Origin of the sequence: Neoalteromonas arenosi (assembly GCF_030362855.1) — a bacterium.
GTDB lineage: Bacteria > Pseudomonadota > Gammaproteobacteria > Enterobacterales > Alteromonadaceae > Alteromonas_E > Alteromonas_E arenosi.
In genome coordinates this window covers 62559-78547 of record NZ_JAUCBP010000013.1, presented here as the reverse complement: position 1 = coordinate 78547, position 15989 = coordinate 62559, and the positions used below count along the sequence as shown (strand labels likewise).

Sequence of the window (15989 nt, the reverse complement as noted above, 5' to 3'; positions counted from 1 at the left end):
CTAGATTTCCATTAGGCGAAGATATCGATGATTCGACCGACCGTTTCATCGGCACGATCAACAACGGCGGCAGACGCCTGAGCGTTGCGCGCGTTGATTTGCAGCGACAATAAATCGGTGGTGACGGAATCTCCGCCTGATGGGAGTAAATTGCGCGTGTTGCCGATCTGTTGTTCTGCGGCGTTTAACAACACACCCGCCGGCCCATTTTCAGCAACATCCTGCTGCGCCACACGCTGGGCAAGATTTAAGGAAGCCTGAGTGATCCCCTCAGACGCCCGCTGCAACCCAAACTGGCCTGACAAAATTGCAGAATTAACATTGTACCCAGTATCAATTGGCATACATTTACCCTCACGCTACCTCTATTACATTATCGGGTAAATTGGTTAATTTTTAAACCCTCAAGCAAGTTTGATTGGCTATGAAGTAGTAACTTTTTATAACCGTACGCTATAGCCAGCAAACGCCTAAGTACCAAACTCAACGATCAGCTCAACCCACTCGCGCGGATGAGAAATAAACGGAGCATGCGCTGCGTGTTGAATGATTTTCGACACACAATCTGGCTGTAATGCTTGAATTAGAGGAATACCATCGGCAGGAACAAGTGAATCAAGACGCCCATAAATACGCAGTGTCGGACAGCTTATCGAAGCAATTGTGTGGCGCAAATCAACGCTAGACAACAATTGCAACCCCGCTAACAACGCCACGGGCGAGGGCGCCGAAAATTTACGTACATGGCGCTGGATCTGTTTAATATCAGCTTTGGCGCTTGGGCTACCAAGTGCTTGAATAGCCAAAAAACGCGCAAGCGTTTTACCAAAATCGGCTTCTAACTGCTGTTCAAAAGCATTCAGCACGTTAGGCTTTATTCCATGCCAGTCAGCCTTTTGTTCAAAACACGGTGTTGATGCCACCGTTACTAGACGTTTAACTTTTTCGGGTGCTTGTAAGGCTATGTGCTGAGCAACAAGCCCGCCCATCGACCATCCCAACACTATGCTCGCCATTGGAATACAGGCACTGACCCACTCACTGATATGCGCCAAACTATAGTCTTTTGGAAGCTGTCTGCTGTTTGTCCCAAAGCCCGGTAAATCAATGGAGATAACGGTAAAGTGCTCGGCTAAAAGCGGGATCACCGAGTGCCAAACCCCGCTATTTAGCCCCCAACCATGAAGCATCACAAGGACGGGTTTATCAGTGTCCACTGCATTCGGATTTTCTGCACCATATGTACGGCTGATTAGCGGCGACTGACTGTGCGAAGATTCATAAAAAATCACAGTTAACAATTTCCTTGGTGTTTTCAAAGTGTTTCGATTAGCAAAACTCGGTCACAAACTGGCTAAGCTGGTGCCCCAGCAGTGCATGCTTTGCCTGTGCAATTGTCAGCAACTCCCCTGCTCACATTGTCGAGACGCAATAGCTAAGTTTGCTCATCGCGCATACGGCTTTAATTTGATGCGTTGGCCGAAAGTAGCCAGTGCATTAAAGCCGCATAGTTTTCATCGTGTTCACGCGATTGGTGACTACGAATACCCATTGGCAAAAATGATCACTGAATTAAAATTTCAGAAACGGCTTAGCTGCGCTGAAGCGCTGGCCAATTGTTTTAGCGACAGCCTGAGAGGACGCCAACACGCATTACCCCAATGCATCATCCCTACGCCATTGTACCCTACTCGCTATCTACAGCGTCAATTCAATCAAACGGTTGAAATAGCAATAAGCGTTGCTGACCAACTAGAACTAGAGTGTCGCCTGAACAGCCTACAACGCGTTCGGCACACCACGGCACAAGTGCAACTTGGACGCGATCAGCGGCTTGCAAACGTCGCAGACTCGTTTAGCTGCGCTGTATTACCCTCGCACATTACGCATATTGCATTGTTTGACGACGTTGTCACCACGGGTGCAACCATGCATGCCATGCGTAAAGCAATTCTTGCCGCTAACCCAAATCTCATCATCGAAATTTGGGCTATCTGTATAGCGTTAGCGAGTCTGGATTAAGCTCGACATATAAATGGCATTGGCGAACAACTTACTGGTACCGTACCAATAACCGCGAAAATTCATGTCATCAACAAAACCGATGACTTGCCCCTGACCAAAGCTATGCGCAATTACCGCCGGAGTCTCTGCGACTAGATCCGCCATTTTAAGATCTGCATAACCCGCAGCTAGAGGCGCTTCAACATAGCTGAAAGGCACCAAAAACGGCTCTTGCGGCTGTCTAACTACGCGACTGCTATTCTTAAACATCGGCATTTGCGTATCATCCAAACCAAATGCGAGAGGGTGAGTTAAATCCGCTTGAGTCATAAATACCGTACCGGCAATGCGCTTGCGCGCTAGCAAGGCTTCGCGATCACTGTATTGTAACCCTTTAGTGGCGAACAATTTATCCACCTCAGTGGCAGGCATCAGCTCCGCGTTTAACCAATTTCTTTCAATCAATAAATCAACGCCAGCTTTTTGGCCGATCAAAACTCCACCCGCATTGAGCCATTTGTCGATATTACTCGCGAGTAACCCAGACATATTGGCATAGTTACCGTTAGCAAATATAAGGTGCGTGTACTGGCTCAGATCGACACGCTCAAGGCGCTGGGCTTCGATGATTGAAGCTGGCATGTGCAAACGAGTATCGAGAAAATGCCAGATCTCCCCTACTTCATTTTCAGAAGTGCCTAAGCCCCCCACAATTGCCACGCGCGGCATTTCAAGTTTGCGCAATTGCCTTGAACCTAGGTCGATACCCGAAGGCGTTAAACCAGAGGTTATGTTATGTACTTGTATTTGATACTCAGTAGCTAACTCGGTGAGCATTTGGCGAGCGCCATCCGGCTGTTCCAAACCCATTGGCACAACAACACTTCCCGGCTTAAAAATGTGCATACCAACGGTGGTTTGTGCAGTGAAACCCGCACCTGCAACTCGCACATCGATACCTTTGCGCAACAATTGCGTCAGCAATGCGGGTGACTGATAGTCATGCCACTCGAAAGCATAGGCATAGGCGTCAGTTAACGACGGCTGAGGACTGAACGCGGGCTCTTCTTCGGTTAACTTCAAGCGTCGTCTTTCACTGCGCTCAATACCGGCAAAGTTTAAATCGAATGCATACGGCAGATTCCATGTAGACACGTCATAGAAGGTATTATCTGCAAAGCTGGTACGCGTCGAAAACAGCGACTTCAACAAGCGGTATTGCGCTTGGTCGGTAGGTACGAAAATACTGCCACTCGCAAAGCGTTGCTGAGCAACTGAAAAGTCGTCACGCAAATACTGAAAGTTGATCTTGTGCGCCGACAAAAACTCAGCGACTTTGCGCATCCGCGTGTTATCAGCACTCGCAGCGATTAAATAACCGGTGGTTTTATCGTCTTTATACAAGTCTTGCGTTTCTTTGTAGAACTGCTGTTGATAGGCCAATAGCGCTTGCTTGTTAGCCAGCGCACCAGCAAAAGTCGATAAACTGGTCGTCACCTGATTTTGAATCGTTTGCTCAAATGCCAATTCACCATTGATAGACTCTTGTAAGTGTCCGCGGCTACTGGCTTGTTCGAACAAGATGCCAATGCTGCCATGTGCATCCGGATAGGTCGAACCCTTACCAAAGTAAAAATCATCAAAGCTCTCTTCAGTAAAATACAACTCGCCCTGCGCGTCTAGCGCCGCTGCGTGAAACTCAGCTAATGCACCAGTGAGCGTCACATTCGACTGTGGTGTCAGTGGATTTTTACGGCTTGGTACACCCGGCTGGAAGAAGTAAGTGCTATCAGTACCCATCTCGTGAAAATCAGTCAGTACATGCGGGCGCCATGCTTGATACTGTGCAATTCTGCCCCGTGACTCAGGGTGCGTCAGCAACAGCCAGTCGCGATTTAAGTCAAACCAATAGTGATTAGTCCGTCCAGAAGGCCAGCCTTCTTGATGCTCACGGTGATCGCGATCGGCGGTCAAAGTTTGGCCGCGGTGCATATTCGCCCAATGCGCAAATCGTGCAAGGCCATCGGGATTGAGAACCGGATCCAACAGTACAATATTGTTATTCAGCAGCGTGTCGACAGCGGTTGAATTAGCCGCTGCTAAATAATAGGCAATCACTAAAGCTGCATTTGCGCCTGACGGCTCGTTACCGTGGACACTATACCCCATGTACATAACCAGCGGCGCGTCTTGCGCTGGCTTTTCGCCAGCTAACAACGTCTCCATATGCGTCTTCTGCAACTCATCCAATCGCGCATGATTGTCTGGGGATGTAATCTGCAATAGTAACAACGGACGGTTTTCATGGGAGCGGGCATACTCAACCACAGTGACGCGTGGAGAAGCCTCAGCAATCGCGTACATATAAGCGACCAACTGGTCAGGGCGTACGTGCCATTCGCCGACATGAGCACCTAACACACTCGAAGGCACTGGCACATCACTATTGTATTCGATACCTTGTGGCAGGTATTCGTGTACGGGTTTGCCAGCTTGTGCGGCAACACTGTGAAGTGCCAGGGTAGTGAATAGTGTAATTTGTGCTAACGCACAAAGGCTGTACGCGCAACAGTTGCGAAGGGTCTGTAGTGACTTCATAAACATCCCAAATTCTTCAAGTCGGTCGGCTGATTGGTTCTTATAATTGCAAGTACTATAACTTGGATCGCCGATTGTGCATAAAATATGGCAAAAAGCATTAATACCCGAGTGGTTTACTCAGGTAATTTTGTTATTATGTGCGTATTGCAGTTTTAAGGTGGATATTATGATCACGATTTCTGAACAAGCCCAAGAGCACTTCGTTAAGTTGCTGTCTAAACAAGCTGAGGGTACCAATATTCGCGTTTTCGTCGTTAATCCGGGAACTTCTGGCGCGGAATGCGGTGTTTCTTATTGCCCGCCAGACGCCGTCGAGGAAAATGATATTACTCTGAATTTCAAAGGCTTTGATGCAGTTGTTGATAAGGAAAGTGCGCCTTATTTAGAAGAAGCGGAAATTGACTTCGTTACCGACCAAATGGGCTCTCAATTAACCCTTAAGGCACCTAACGCGAAAGCGCGTAAAGTGGATGACGATGCCCCTTTAATTGCGCGCATTAATTACTTGATTGAATCTGAAATCAATCCTGGCCTTGCGAGTCATGGCGGTAATGTTTCTCTGATCGAAGTCACCGAAGACGGTGTGGCTGTACTCCAGTTTGGTGGCGGCTGTAACGGTTGCTCAATGGTTGATGTAACCTTAAAAGAAGGCATAGAAAAACAAATGCTCGCGCAATTCGCGGGTGAACTAACTGGCGTGAAAGATGCGACCGAACATCAAGCTGGCGAGCATTCTTACTACTAGTTAGTACTCACTTATGTCATTCCGCAACCGGCTTTATCGAGCAGGTCAAAACCCCAAGCGAAGCTGGTTGCAGTTTCGTTTGGGCATGGTCATTTTTGTTGTTGGCGTTTTATTATTGATTGCCTCACAGCGTTACCTAGTTGCTTTGTACTGGCCCGCTGTAGGTGTCGTGCTTAGTGGTTTTGTAGTTTCCATGCGCGGCTACTGGGGGATTTTTGCCAATCGCTTTGCTCGGGTGCTAGAGCAACGCGATGCTAATCAAATAAATGATCCCTTTGCTGACGATTGAAATAAAGCCATCCCAAACTTAACCCTCTAGCCCCTAGAAACGCCAAAAAAGCCAGCCACAAAGCCCAATTTTGATATTCGGCGGTTAGCCACCAAATGGGGAAAAAGACGCCTAACGCACTCAGTACCATGGTATTTCGCATCGCCTTTGCTTGGCTAAGACCTACGAATACACCATCAAACAGAAAACACCAATGTGCGATTAACGGCAATGCAACCATCAAAACCAAAAAAGGTGATGTAGCGGCCTGTAGTTCGGGCTTATTGGTTAACAAGCTGACGATAAAATCAGCGGCGGCCCAAAAAAAAGTACTATAAGCAACTGCAAAAACTGAAGACCAAACAAGTCCTCTTTGCGTGTACTGCGCGATGCGCGCGCTATTTCGTTGTCCTTTTGCCTCACCCACTAACGCTTCCACTGCATATGCGATACCGTCCAGACCAAGCGAAATCAATACAAAGAATTGCATCAAAATCGCATTAACAGCCGCAGTTTGTGCGCCTAATCTTGCGCCCTGAAAGGTAATGAAAGCAAGGCAAAGTTGCAGCATTAAATTGCGTACAAACATCGCAGCATTGAGTGAGAAAACACGTACCATTGCAGATTTTGCAAACCAGCCACGCTGAGCGGTTTTTAGCGATAAACCGCGTGTTGCCCAAAAAAACCCTGCAACCGCCATAAAACATTCCGCTACTACAGTTGCTGCTGCGACACCGCTAACGCCCCAACTGAGCAGCCAAACGAATGTAATGCTTAAAACGATGTTTAACACATTGCCGGCGACCTGCAAGATTAGTACTTGGCGCGTGTACTGCTGTCCAATTAACCAGCCAATCACGACTAGGTTTAACAACGCCGCAGGCGCACCAAATGCCCGTATGCTGATGTAATCAGCAACGAATTGGTCAGTTAAGCCCGTGGTTTGCGCAACGCTTTGCGTGGCTTGAACAACCCACGGATGCACTGTGATGATGAGTAGCCCAAGTACGACTGCGAGCAACGCGCCTTGTAATAATGGCTTTGCATAGTCGAGCTCGGAAGGTTGTTTAGCACCCTTTTGCTGTGCGCTTAGGCCGGTAATCGACATCCTCAGAAAACCACAAACCCAATAAATTTGCGTTATGACCAAAGCGCCAATAGAAGCGCCGGCTAAAGCCTCTACAGATGGCAAGTGCCCCAATACTGCAGTATCCACCATGCCCAATATCGGCGTAGTGATATTCGCAAGAATCATTGGTGCAGCCAGCAACAATAAACGCTTGTCCTGAGCAGAGATTACAGACATAAATTCGTTGAGTGACAGGTCGATTCGCTAAAACAAAGCGTAAGAGTACCTTAAAATGGTAATATCCCGCAGCAGAATAAAGGGTCAAATCGCTTATGAACCAGAAAACCATATCGCATTTACGCCGCTTACTGTGCTGCGTTGTAGTCACATTGTTGATACTCCCGAGCTGTACATTTGTGCAAGCTCAAGAGCGCGATAATGCCGTTATCCTGGTGTACCATCACGTTTCTACACAGACACCGCCGTCAACCAGTATCAGTCCTGAGCAGTTTGCCGCACACCTTGCGCATATTAATGAGCATCACGTAGTACTGCCGTTAGATGTGCTCGTCAATTCCCTAAAGACAGGTCAAGTGCTCCCAGATAAAGCCATTGCAATTACCTTTGACGATGGTTACCGAAACATCTTAGAGAATGCTCACCCGTTGTTGCAGCAATACAATATGCCGTACACGATTTTTATTAATCCACCAGAGATTGGTGTTCGGCGTGATCAATTAACGTGGTCAGAAGTTAAGCGCATGAGTCAAGAAGGCGTATTGTTTGCCAATCACACGATGGATCACGCACACTTACTCAGCCGCAAGGAAAATGAAACAGAAGCGCAATGGCTAACGCGCACCATGCAGAATATTCGAGCGGCAGAGGCTATGATTACTGAACAACTAGACTACTCGCTTAAGTACTTGGCCTATCCCTTTGGTGAATTTAATTTCAAGCTTCGCGACGCTTTGTTGGCTGACGGTTATATCGGTTTTGCCCAGCATTCAGGTGCGGTTTCATCGAGTAGTGATTTTGGCGCTATTCCACGTTTCCCGTCTGCGGGTATCTACGCCAATTTAAACACTTTAAAAACCAAGCTCAACAGCATGGCGCTAAACGTCTCAAATCCTTCAGATCCGATGTTCGCCCTAGGCGCACAACCCGAGATAAGTCTTGAACTCAACCAAACGCAACCCAAAGCGAGTCAAGTAACCTGTTTTTACAGGAACGAAGTGATCACAACGACTACCCAGGGCCAAATACTCAGCTTTACCGTTCCTGAACCGCTTGAGGCGGGGCGAAGCCGCGTTAACTGCACGGCGCCAAGCACTGTACCGGGTCGTTTTCACTGGTATTCCCAGCCGTTTTTTGTCGCTGATGAAAATGGTCACTACCCAGACTAACAAGCTAACTGGCAGCCAAAGAGAAGACCAACCTGACATAGGGTGAGCCGCTAGCCACAGGCAACGATGTAAAACCGAATGATTGATAACAGCCAATAGCGGCATGGTTATCGGTTTCGACATCTAAAATGATCTGAGGTTTATTTAGTGCTTGAGCGGCTTTCACGCAATCAGAAAGCAGTAATTTTGCTATTCCCTGCCGCTGATGCTCAGGTGCAACGCTTAAATGACCAATTGCGTATTCGTGAGATTCTGGTGGTCTTATCCAGTGGCTTATCAGGCGATTGCGCTCCAATATTGCAATGCTCCGTTCAAATCCAAAAAACTCGTGGATGTGGCTTACGGTCGCACTATCAAAGTTTTTCGGCAATGTGTCATGCCAACCACAGGCTACAGCTATGGTGTCACTACCTGAGCGCACAACTCGATGGTTGGCATACCCGAATTGGCCATTAGGATGTCTAAAACCGTCGGCCAAAAATTGCTTAACAATGCCACTATCACCCGCGCCAAACAGTTCCGTCAGCATCGCAGGAGCTGCTGCAAAAACTAGCTCACTGAGGGTCTGTGCATCACTGGCGGTAGCATCAACAACCCGCGCTATTGATGCCATGGAACGTTTAACCTTGACTCATAAGTATTGGCAGGTCAGCGATAATTTGGTCTGTATCACTGATCGCTAGTTGCCCCGGCGTATGTTGAGGTTTGAAGCGGCCCACAACTTGAGCTTGTGGATTAATGACAACAATAGACGCACTGTGATCAATTAAATAATCAGGTGTGTCAGTGCTTTCGGTCATTGCGTACATCATTCCCATACTGCGCACCAGAGGGAATAATTCTTTGTGCTCGCCCGTCATACCAATGAATGCCGGATTGAAGAAATTCATATATTCATTGAGACGCTCAATGGTGTCGCGCTTAGGGTCGACGGACAAAAACACCACTTGTGGCTCAGCAGGCGTCGCGCTGACTAAATCTTTGTAAGCGGAATTTATCGCCGCCATTGTAGTTGGACACACATCTGGGCAATAAGTATAGCCAACAAACAGCAGCGACCACTTGCCAGTAAACACCGATTTGTCGACAGGCTGATTATTGTGGTCGATGAGAGCGAAGTCTGTCAGTGCTCGCGGTTGCGGAAAAAGTTGAACATATTCAGTGTTGAATGTCTGTTGCTCAGCATCCGGAGATCCGGTTTGCACACCCGGTGGAGCAATAATGGTAGCGACATAAATCCCCACCACTAATGCAACAAAGGCAACAATTCCAGTGATTTTTTTTTGCGTCATAGCCCGATAGAAACGTAATGATCAACCAATAAAACCACAAACAACACCATTAAGTGGACAATAGAAAACTTAAAGGTTTGCATGGCAGTTTTGGGGTCTTTGCCGAATTTGAGTTTCCAAGCGTAATACAAAAAGCCTGCATTGAGCAATGAAGAGCCGACCAAATAAATAATGCCTGTCATACCCACGAGGTACGGCAGCAAGCAGATCACACATAAGAGCACGGTATATAACAATACTGAGGTCTTGGTAAAACTCACGCCATGCGTAACAGGGAGCATGGGTATTTCCGCTTTGGCGTAGTCTTTCTCACGGTGGATTGCCAGCGCCCAAAAGTGCGGCGGTGTCCAAGTAAAGATAATCAAGACTAGTAGTAAGGCATGCGAGTGCATCTCACCTGTGACAGCAGTCCAGCCAAGTAGCGGAGGTGCAGCACCGGCCAATCCACCAATCACGATATTCTGCGGCGTAGCGCGTTTTAAAAACATTGTGTAAACCACTGCGTAGCCGAGTAAGCTGGCAAAGGTTAACCATGCTGTTAAGGCATTTACAAATAGCAGCAAAGTTGCCATACCAACCACCGTCAGCACAAACGCAAAAGCCAGCGCTTTGACGACGGATACTTTGCCACGTGCTACGGGACGATTGAAGGTACGTGCCATCTGACTATCGATTCGATGGTCTACAACGTGATTAACTACTGCGGCAGCTGAAGACAATGCGCCAATACCGAAAATACCCGCCACAAGCGTTTGCCAGGCAATCCAAGAATCACTGGCTAAGCACATACCCACTAATGCGGTAAGTAGTAATAACATCACTACCCGTGGTTTGGTTAATTCGTAATAATCACGCCATGTTGCGCGTTGCGTAGCTACCTGAGAAGTCTTTGCGGTAGCGGGAATAGACGCTGTACGAGCCACGATTTTCTCCTAAAAATTAGATCTTGCGATAAAGCGTGTAGGTCAACATGACCATCACTAATAATAAACACGCGGCAACCGCATTGTGCGCCACAGCCACTGTAAGCGGTAGGCTATAAACAACATTGCTGATACCAAGCAGTACTTGCACACCCAACACAAGTACCATCAATACAGATAAACTTTTCACTGCCTGAGAAGCAGCGCGGGTGTAGACGGCAATACCGAGCCAACACAAATAGATAAAAGTAACTATTGCGCCAATGCGATGCATAACGTGCATCGTCATGCGTTCATCGTAATCATGTGCGCCAAACTCGTAGTTGTCAGCATCTGGAATACTAAAGGCGCCAGCGAAGTCCCAGCGCTCAGTCCAATTACCTTGGCACAGCGGAAATTCTGTACAAGCTAAAGCGGCATAGTTAGCTGACGTCCATCCGCCTAGCGCAATCTGGCAAACGAGTATGACAATGCCCAACGCAGCGTATTTTGCTAATGGTTTTAATTGTGGATCACCACCGGGAACCCGGAAATGCGACATGCGCAGGTAGAGCAAAAACAAACAGGATAAAACCGTAAAACCGCCCAGCAAATGGCCCATTACCACGGCGGGCAACAGGTTAAGTGTGACGGTCCACATTCCCAGCATGCCCTGAAAAATTACTAGCCCAAGTAACACCAGTGGCAGTTTCAGCGGCTGGTTATAGCCGCGCTTGGTAATGGCAATAATCGCGATAACCAGAATAAAGAAACCCAGTGCCGCAGCGAAATAACGGTGCACCATTTCATTCCAGGCTTTTTCAGCCTCGACAGGTCGTTCAGGGAAAGCTTCATTGGCCTTAGCAATGTGCTCTTCAGTTTGCGGGATGGTCAAGTGTCCATAGCAACCCGGCCAGTCTGGACAGCCAAGTCCAGCGTCCGTCAAGCGCGTATATGCCCCCAAAACGATAACGACCAGAGCCAGTAGAATACTCACTAGTACCAGCTTTTTCATTGCTATAACCCCTAACCGATGCGTGATAGCTTTAATAGCTTTTTCAAGTCAGCCAACATATCACGACTGTCCATGACAGCTTGTTCTTGTTGTTCTTGTAGTGGATAACGCAACATGGCGTTATTCAATGTGTCGACTATGAAAATACCATCAGTAGCTACATCTTTAAACACTTGATTAACATTTTGCTGATCCGCCGTTAACAAGTGCAGGTGATTTTGTTCAGATAATGAACTAAGAAATGCCACATCACTACTTTCGGTTAGCAAGACAGTGGCCTGTGCACGTTCAGCTTGGCGCCCTAAAGCCACCCATACCTGCTCTAAACTGTACAGTGCGTTGCTGCATTTAACATCACAGGTTTCGGGCATTACATATAAGATCCGCCAACTCGGTTGCGCTTCTGTCATAACCGCAGATAAATCGAGCGGCGGCTCCATCAATTCACCACGATTAGTTGAACCGCGATTAAACCAGTCATTCTCCAATGCAAACTTGGCGAGGATCACCGGTAAAACAAATACGACAACTAACAAGATAATGGTGATGCGATTAGACTTGGTCACTGGTTTTTTTCCTTTTGAAAAGCGCAATTGTAAAAATGATGAATGCAGCCCCCGCGAGACCAAACCATTGAATGGCATAGCCGAGGTGCTTTTCTGGCGCCATAACAACGGGGCGCCAGTTATTGATAAACGTAGAGTTCTGCTGTGCCAATGCGATAACAAACGGCTGTAAATTGGTATTGGTAAGTTGCGCAATGCGATCTAAATCCAGTTGTTGAATGCGCAGTGGAAACTCACTGTTTTGCGTCGCAGTCTCACGTACCACAGGATTGATGTTGGGAATGACGACATTACCCTCAAACACCTGTTGCCCGGCGGCAATATCGATTACAGGTAACTGGTCGCGAGTAGCTGGCGCTTTAATCCAGCCATAATTCACTAACACCGAACCGACATTGGTTTCAGCAAACGCTAAAACCTCGTAACCCACTTGCCCATCAACTATGCGATTGTCTAACAGCAGTAAACGGTTTTCATCAGGTGTGCCAACGAAGGCAACTGGGATATCGGCCAACTCGTATGGATATGAGTTTAAGGTAACTAAGTCGACCGGCTCGCGTGTTTGTCGATCGGCTAAGTCGGCTAGACGTTGCTGCTTGTAGTCCATCCGCTCCAACTGCCAGAAGCCCAGGCGAAGCATGGTGACAATTGCTACAAATGTTACTAGAGTAGCTAATACTGGAACCGTTTTGTTTGCAGCAACCATCTCTAACCTGGAAAAAAAATGCTAATAAAAATAATACTATGCGGCTTGCTGATTTATATGATTTACAACTTATTTATGGCGATGAAGGTAATGATGAATCACGACCCTGATGGCGAACCTATGAGTAAGTACATTGGTCGTCGAGTACTTACCTCTGCCATTATCGTTATCATTATCTTAGTGGCTGTTGCCACCGGTTTAATCACTCCTAATCCAAGACCCGTCTGAGGCCTAGAAAGTTTGAGGGGCTAAGCCCCTCAATGTCAGTCTTAAATAATATAAACAAAGAAGAACAACATAACCCACACAACGTCAACAAAGTGCCAGTACCAGCTACCCGCTTGGAAAGCAAAGTGCTCTTTTGGCGTAAAGTGACCTTTCAGCACACGCAGGTAAAGCACGATCAAAATGATTGTTCCCAAGGTTACGTGTAAACCATGGAACCCCGTTAACAAGAAGAAGGTGTTACCGTAAATACCACTTTGTAGCGTTAAACCTAAATCGCGATACGCATGCACATATTCATAGGCTTGCAAGCCAAGGAATATACAGCCCAATAAAATAGTTACGAGTAACATTACATTGAGTTGACTACGTTTATTCTTCTCCAATCCAACATGTGCGTAATGCAACGTGACCGAAGAAATCAAAAGAATAATAGTGTTGTACGTCGCCAATCCTTGCCACGGCATTTCAGTGGTTTGCACACCACCAGGGGTGGACAACAGCGGCCACATGGCTTCAAACGTCGGCCATAATACTTCGTTAGTCATGGCATTGTTAGAAGCGCCACCTAACCACGGTACTGCAATCATTCGCGCATAGAACAAAGCGCCGAAGAATGCCGCAAAGAACATAACCTCTGAGAAAATAAACCACATCATTCCCTGACGGTAAGAGCGGCCCAATTGGGCTGAATACAAGCCGCCCATTGACTCTCTGATTTGGTCGCGAAACCAACCGAAAAGCATGATGAGTAACGTAAAAATACCAGCCGCTAGAATATAGCTGCCGTAACCGTCTTTTGCGCGCGTTACTTCAACTACATAATTCCCAGCGCCAACGGCTATCAGGAACAACGCAACGGCGCCGACGATAGGCCAAATACTTTGTTCTGGAACGTAGTATTTCTCGTAAGTAGCTGGTGTTTCTTGCTGAGACATGAATTTCTCCTTTTAGCTGCCAACTGCGACTGCATCAAGCGTCGGCAATGCAGCAGTTTCTGAGGCTTCTTTGGCCTCTTCTGTTACATCGTAAAGTGTGTACTGCAAGGTAAAGACTTCAATTTCTTCTGGTAACTGCGGATCGACGTAAAACTGCATCGGCATTAACGCTTCCTCACCTGCGCCTAAGGGCTGATGATTAAAGCAAAAACACTCGGTTTTATTTACGTAAAGTGCGGCAGTTCCCGGCGAAACTGATGGAATGGCTTGGGCGACAATGTCTCGACGCGCTGGGTTTCGGACGTAAAATTCGACCGTATGAAGCTCTCCCGGGTTGACTTTGATGCGTTTAGTTCGCGCTTCAAATTCCCAGGGCATACCGCTATTGGTGCGGGTTAAAAACTCAACAGTGACCCAACGAGAAGTGTCGACCTCGACGGCTGTGTATACTGCAGCCTCATCTTCAGTTTTGCCATTAATACCGGTGATATCACAAAACACCTCATAGAGTGGCACTAGCGCAAAGCCAAAACCAAACATGCCAAGCGTAATGCCGATTAGCTTTAGAACTAATCGGCCATTTGCATTTTGAGGATCATGAGATGCCATGGTAGTAACCTATTACTTCACTACCGGTGGCGTATCAAATGTGTGATACGGTGCTGGCGAAGGGATTTCCCATTCAAGACCTTCTGCGCCCTCCCATACTTGATCAGACACCGGTTCGCCTTGCTTACGACACGCCTTTATCAACAAAGCAAGGAAGATAAGCTGTGACAAACCAAAGGCAAAGCCACCAATTGATATCCACTTGTTAAAGTCAGCAAATTGCAGTGCATAGTCAGGAATACGACGTGGCATACCGGCCAGACCGACAAAGTGCATAGGGAAGAACAACACGTTTACCGAAATCAGTGAACACCAGAAGTGCCATTTGGCCAACGTGATGTCGAACATCTTACCTGTCCATTTCGGTAGCCAATAATACACCGCAGCCATGATGGAGAACACTGCCCCCGTTACCAATACATAGTGGAAGTGAGCCACTACGAAGTAAGTATCATGGTATTGGAAGTCAACCGGTGTAATCGCTAGCATTAAACCTGACAAGCCACCAATGGTAAACAGCACAATAAAGGCCAGCGCAAACAGCATTGGCACCTCAAAGGTCATAGAGCCGCGCCACATGGTAGCAACCCAGTTAAACACCTTAACACCCGTTGGTACCGAGATAAGCATAGTCGCAAACATAAAGAACATTTCTGCAGCCAGCGGCATACCCGTGGTAAACATGTGGTGTGCCCATACAATAAACGACAGCAATGCAATCGACGCCGTGGCGTAAACCATGGAGGCGTAGCCAAACAGTTTCTTACGTGCAAACGTGGGTATGATTTGCGAGATGATGCCGAATGCCGGCAAGATCATAATGTACACTTCTGGGTGACCAAAGAACCAGAATATGTGCTGGAATAATACTGGATCACCACCACCAGCCGCGTCAAAGAAGCTAGTGCCGAAATATTTATCTGTGAGCACCATGGTTACCACACCCGCAAGCACTGGCATAACGGCAATCAGTAGAAATGCAGTAATTAGCCAAGTCCACACGAATAGCGGCATTTTCATCCATGTCATACCAGGCGCACGCATGTTGAAAATGGTTACGATAACGTTGATCGCGCCCATGATTGAGCTGATACCCATAATGTGCACAGAGAATACGAATAGCGCTGTACTGTCAGAACTATAGGTTGTAGAAAGCGGGGCGTAGAACGTCCAACCAAAAGCAGGACCACCACCTTCAACAAACAACGAAGCAAGTAGAATTGCAAATGCGAATGGCAGGATCCAGAAGCTCCAGTTATTCATCCGTGGCAATGCCATATCTGGTGCACCGATCATCATCGGTACTAGCCAGTTCGCCAAGCCAGTAAATGCCGGCATAACTGCACCAAATACCATGATCAAACCGTGCACCGTGGTCATTTGGTTAAAGAAATTAGGATCAACTATTTGTAAACCTGGCTGGAACAACTCCGCGCGAATAACCATCGCCATGGCGCCGCCAACCAAGAACATAATAAATGCAAACCACAGGTACAATGTTCCGATGTCTTTGTGGTTTGTGGTAAACAACCAGCGCTTTATACCGGTCGGTATGGCATGATGATGATCGTCATGTGCATGCTCATCATGGCCATGCGCGACATCTGTAGTCGCATGTTCAGTTGCAGAACTCATAACTCTCT

18 protein-coding genes are annotated in these 15989 nt (G+C 47.3%); 5 read left to right on the top strand and 13 right to left on the bottom strand.

The genetic code is table 11. The annotated features are described in order from the left end of the window. Positions 1-11: 11 nt before the first annotated feature. Both QTP81_RS15745 and bioH read right to left on the bottom strand, forming a co-directional pair. Positions 12-344 carry a hypothetical protein gene (locus tag QTP81_RS15745; protein WP_289366808.1) on the bottom strand — a complete coding sequence of 111 codons (333 nt, stop codon included), beginning with the start codon at positions 342-344 and terminating at the stop codon, positions 12-14. A gap of 126 nt (positions 345-470) precedes the next feature. Continuing rightward, positions 471-1292, bottom strand: coding sequence for a pimeloyl-ACP methyl ester esterase BioH (gene bioH, locus QTP81_RS15740; protein ID WP_289366807.1), 822 nt, complete (start codon positions 1290-1292; stop codon positions 471-473). 178 nt (positions 1293-1470) lie between these two features. Here bioH and QTP81_RS15735 point away from each other — a divergent pair, with 178 nt between their 5' ends. Further along, on the top strand, positions 1471-2022 hold the full coding sequence (locus QTP81_RS15735) for a ComF family protein (RefSeq protein WP_289366805.1): 552 nt from the start codon (positions 1471-1473) through the stop codon (positions 2020-2022). Here QTP81_RS15735 and QTP81_RS15730 read toward each other — a convergent pair. Next, complete coding sequence (locus QTP81_RS15730) at positions 2005-4602, bottom strand: M14 metallopeptidase family protein (protein ID WP_289366803.1); 2598 nt, start codon at positions 4600-4602, stop codon at positions 2005-2007. The two genes, QTP81_RS15735 and QTP81_RS15730, sit on opposite strands and share 18 nt — an antisense overlap. Positions 4603-4771: 169 nt before the next feature. Here QTP81_RS15730 and nfuA point away from each other — a divergent pair, with 169 nt between their 5' ends. Both nfuA and QTP81_RS15720 read left to right on the top strand, forming a co-directional pair. Next, positions 4772-5350, top strand: coding sequence for a Fe-S biogenesis protein NfuA (gene nfuA / locus QTP81_RS15725; RefSeq protein WP_289366801.1), 579 nt, complete (start codon positions 4772-4774; stop codon positions 5348-5350). A 13-nt stretch (positions 5351-5363) separates the two neighbouring features. Next, positions 5364-5639 (top strand): hypothetical protein, encoded by a 276-nt coding sequence (locus QTP81_RS15720; protein ID WP_289366800.1) that lies wholly within the window; start codon positions 5364-5366, stop codon positions 5637-5639. On the opposite strand, the gene QTP81_RS15715 is transcribed toward QTP81_RS15720, so the two are convergent. Continuing rightward, positions 5605-6924 (bottom strand): MATE family efflux transporter, encoded by a 1320-nt coding sequence (locus QTP81_RS15715; RefSeq protein WP_289366799.1) that lies wholly within the window; start codon positions 6922-6924, stop codon positions 5605-5607. The genes QTP81_RS15720 and QTP81_RS15715 overlap by 35 nt on opposite strands. 95 nt (positions 6925-7019) lie before the next feature. Between QTP81_RS15715 and QTP81_RS15710 the strand changes: the two genes are divergently transcribed. Further along, positions 7020-8093 (top strand): polysaccharide deacetylase family protein, encoded by a 1074-nt coding sequence (locus tag QTP81_RS15710; RefSeq protein ID WP_289366797.1) that lies wholly within the window; start codon positions 7020-7022, stop codon positions 8091-8093. 4 nt (positions 8094-8097) lie between these two features. On the opposite strand, the gene QTP81_RS15705 is transcribed toward QTP81_RS15710, so the two are convergent. From QTP81_RS15705 to QTP81_RS15680, 6 genes are read right to left on the bottom strand one after another with little or no spacing between them, the layout of a single operon-like run. Next, entirely contained in the window at positions 8098-8706 is a 609-nt protein-coding gene (locus QTP81_RS15705; protein ID WP_289366796.1) for a GNAT family N-acetyltransferase, read from the bottom strand. Positions 8707-8713: 7 nt separating this feature from the next. Then, entirely contained in the window at positions 8714-9385 is a 672-nt protein-coding gene (locus tag QTP81_RS15700; RefSeq protein WP_289366795.1) for an SCO family protein, read from the bottom strand. Then, entirely contained in the window at positions 9382-10308 is a 927-nt protein-coding gene (cyoE, locus tag QTP81_RS15695; protein WP_434532995.1) for a heme o synthase, read from the bottom strand. Before cyoE ends, QTP81_RS15700 begins: the two co-directional genes overlap by 4 nt. Positions 10309-10324: 16 nt before the next feature. Then, a complete protein-coding gene (locus QTP81_RS15690; protein WP_289366794.1) occupies positions 10325-11302 on the bottom strand; it encodes a COX15/CtaA family protein in 978 nt (325 codons plus the stop codon). Positions 11303-11313: 11 nt separating this feature from the next. Beyond that, the gene (locus QTP81_RS15685; RefSeq protein WP_289366793.1) at positions 11314-11868 is read right to left on the bottom strand and encodes a redox-active disulfide-containing membrane protein; all 555 of its coding nucleotides are present in this window, start codon (positions 11866-11868) and stop codon (positions 11314-11316) included. After that, positions 11855-12574, bottom strand: coding sequence for an SURF1 family protein (locus tag QTP81_RS15680; RefSeq protein ID WP_289366791.1), 720 nt, complete (start codon positions 12572-12574; stop codon positions 11855-11857). Before QTP81_RS15680 ends, QTP81_RS15685 begins: the two co-directional genes overlap by 14 nt. Before the next feature lie 18 nt (positions 12575-12592). Here QTP81_RS15680 and QTP81_RS15675 point away from each other — a divergent pair, with 18 nt between their 5' ends. Further along, positions 12593-12802 (top strand): DUF2909 domain-containing protein, encoded by a 210-nt coding sequence (locus tag QTP81_RS15675; RefSeq protein WP_289366790.1) that lies wholly within the window; start codon positions 12593-12595, stop codon positions 12800-12802. 41 nt (positions 12803-12843) lie between these two features. On the opposite strand, the gene QTP81_RS15670 is transcribed toward QTP81_RS15675, so the two are convergent. From QTP81_RS15670 to ctaD, 3 genes are read right to left on the bottom strand one after another with little or no spacing between them, the layout of a single operon-like run. Then, the gene (locus QTP81_RS15670; protein ID WP_289366789.1) at positions 12844-13737 is read right to left on the bottom strand and encodes a cytochrome c oxidase subunit 3; all 894 of its coding nucleotides are present in this window, start codon (positions 13735-13737) and stop codon (positions 12844-12846) included. 12 nt (positions 13738-13749) lie between these two features. Then, positions 13750-14346, bottom strand: a complete 597-nt coding sequence (locus QTP81_RS15665; protein WP_289366788.1) for a cytochrome c oxidase assembly protein — start codon at positions 14344-14346, stop codon at positions 13750-13752. 12 nt (positions 14347-14358) lie between these two features. Further along, positions 14359-15981 (bottom strand): cytochrome c oxidase subunit I, encoded by a 1623-nt coding sequence (gene ctaD, locus QTP81_RS15660; protein WP_289366787.1) that lies wholly within the window; start codon positions 15979-15981, stop codon positions 14359-14361. Positions 15982-15989: the final 8 nt, after the last annotated feature.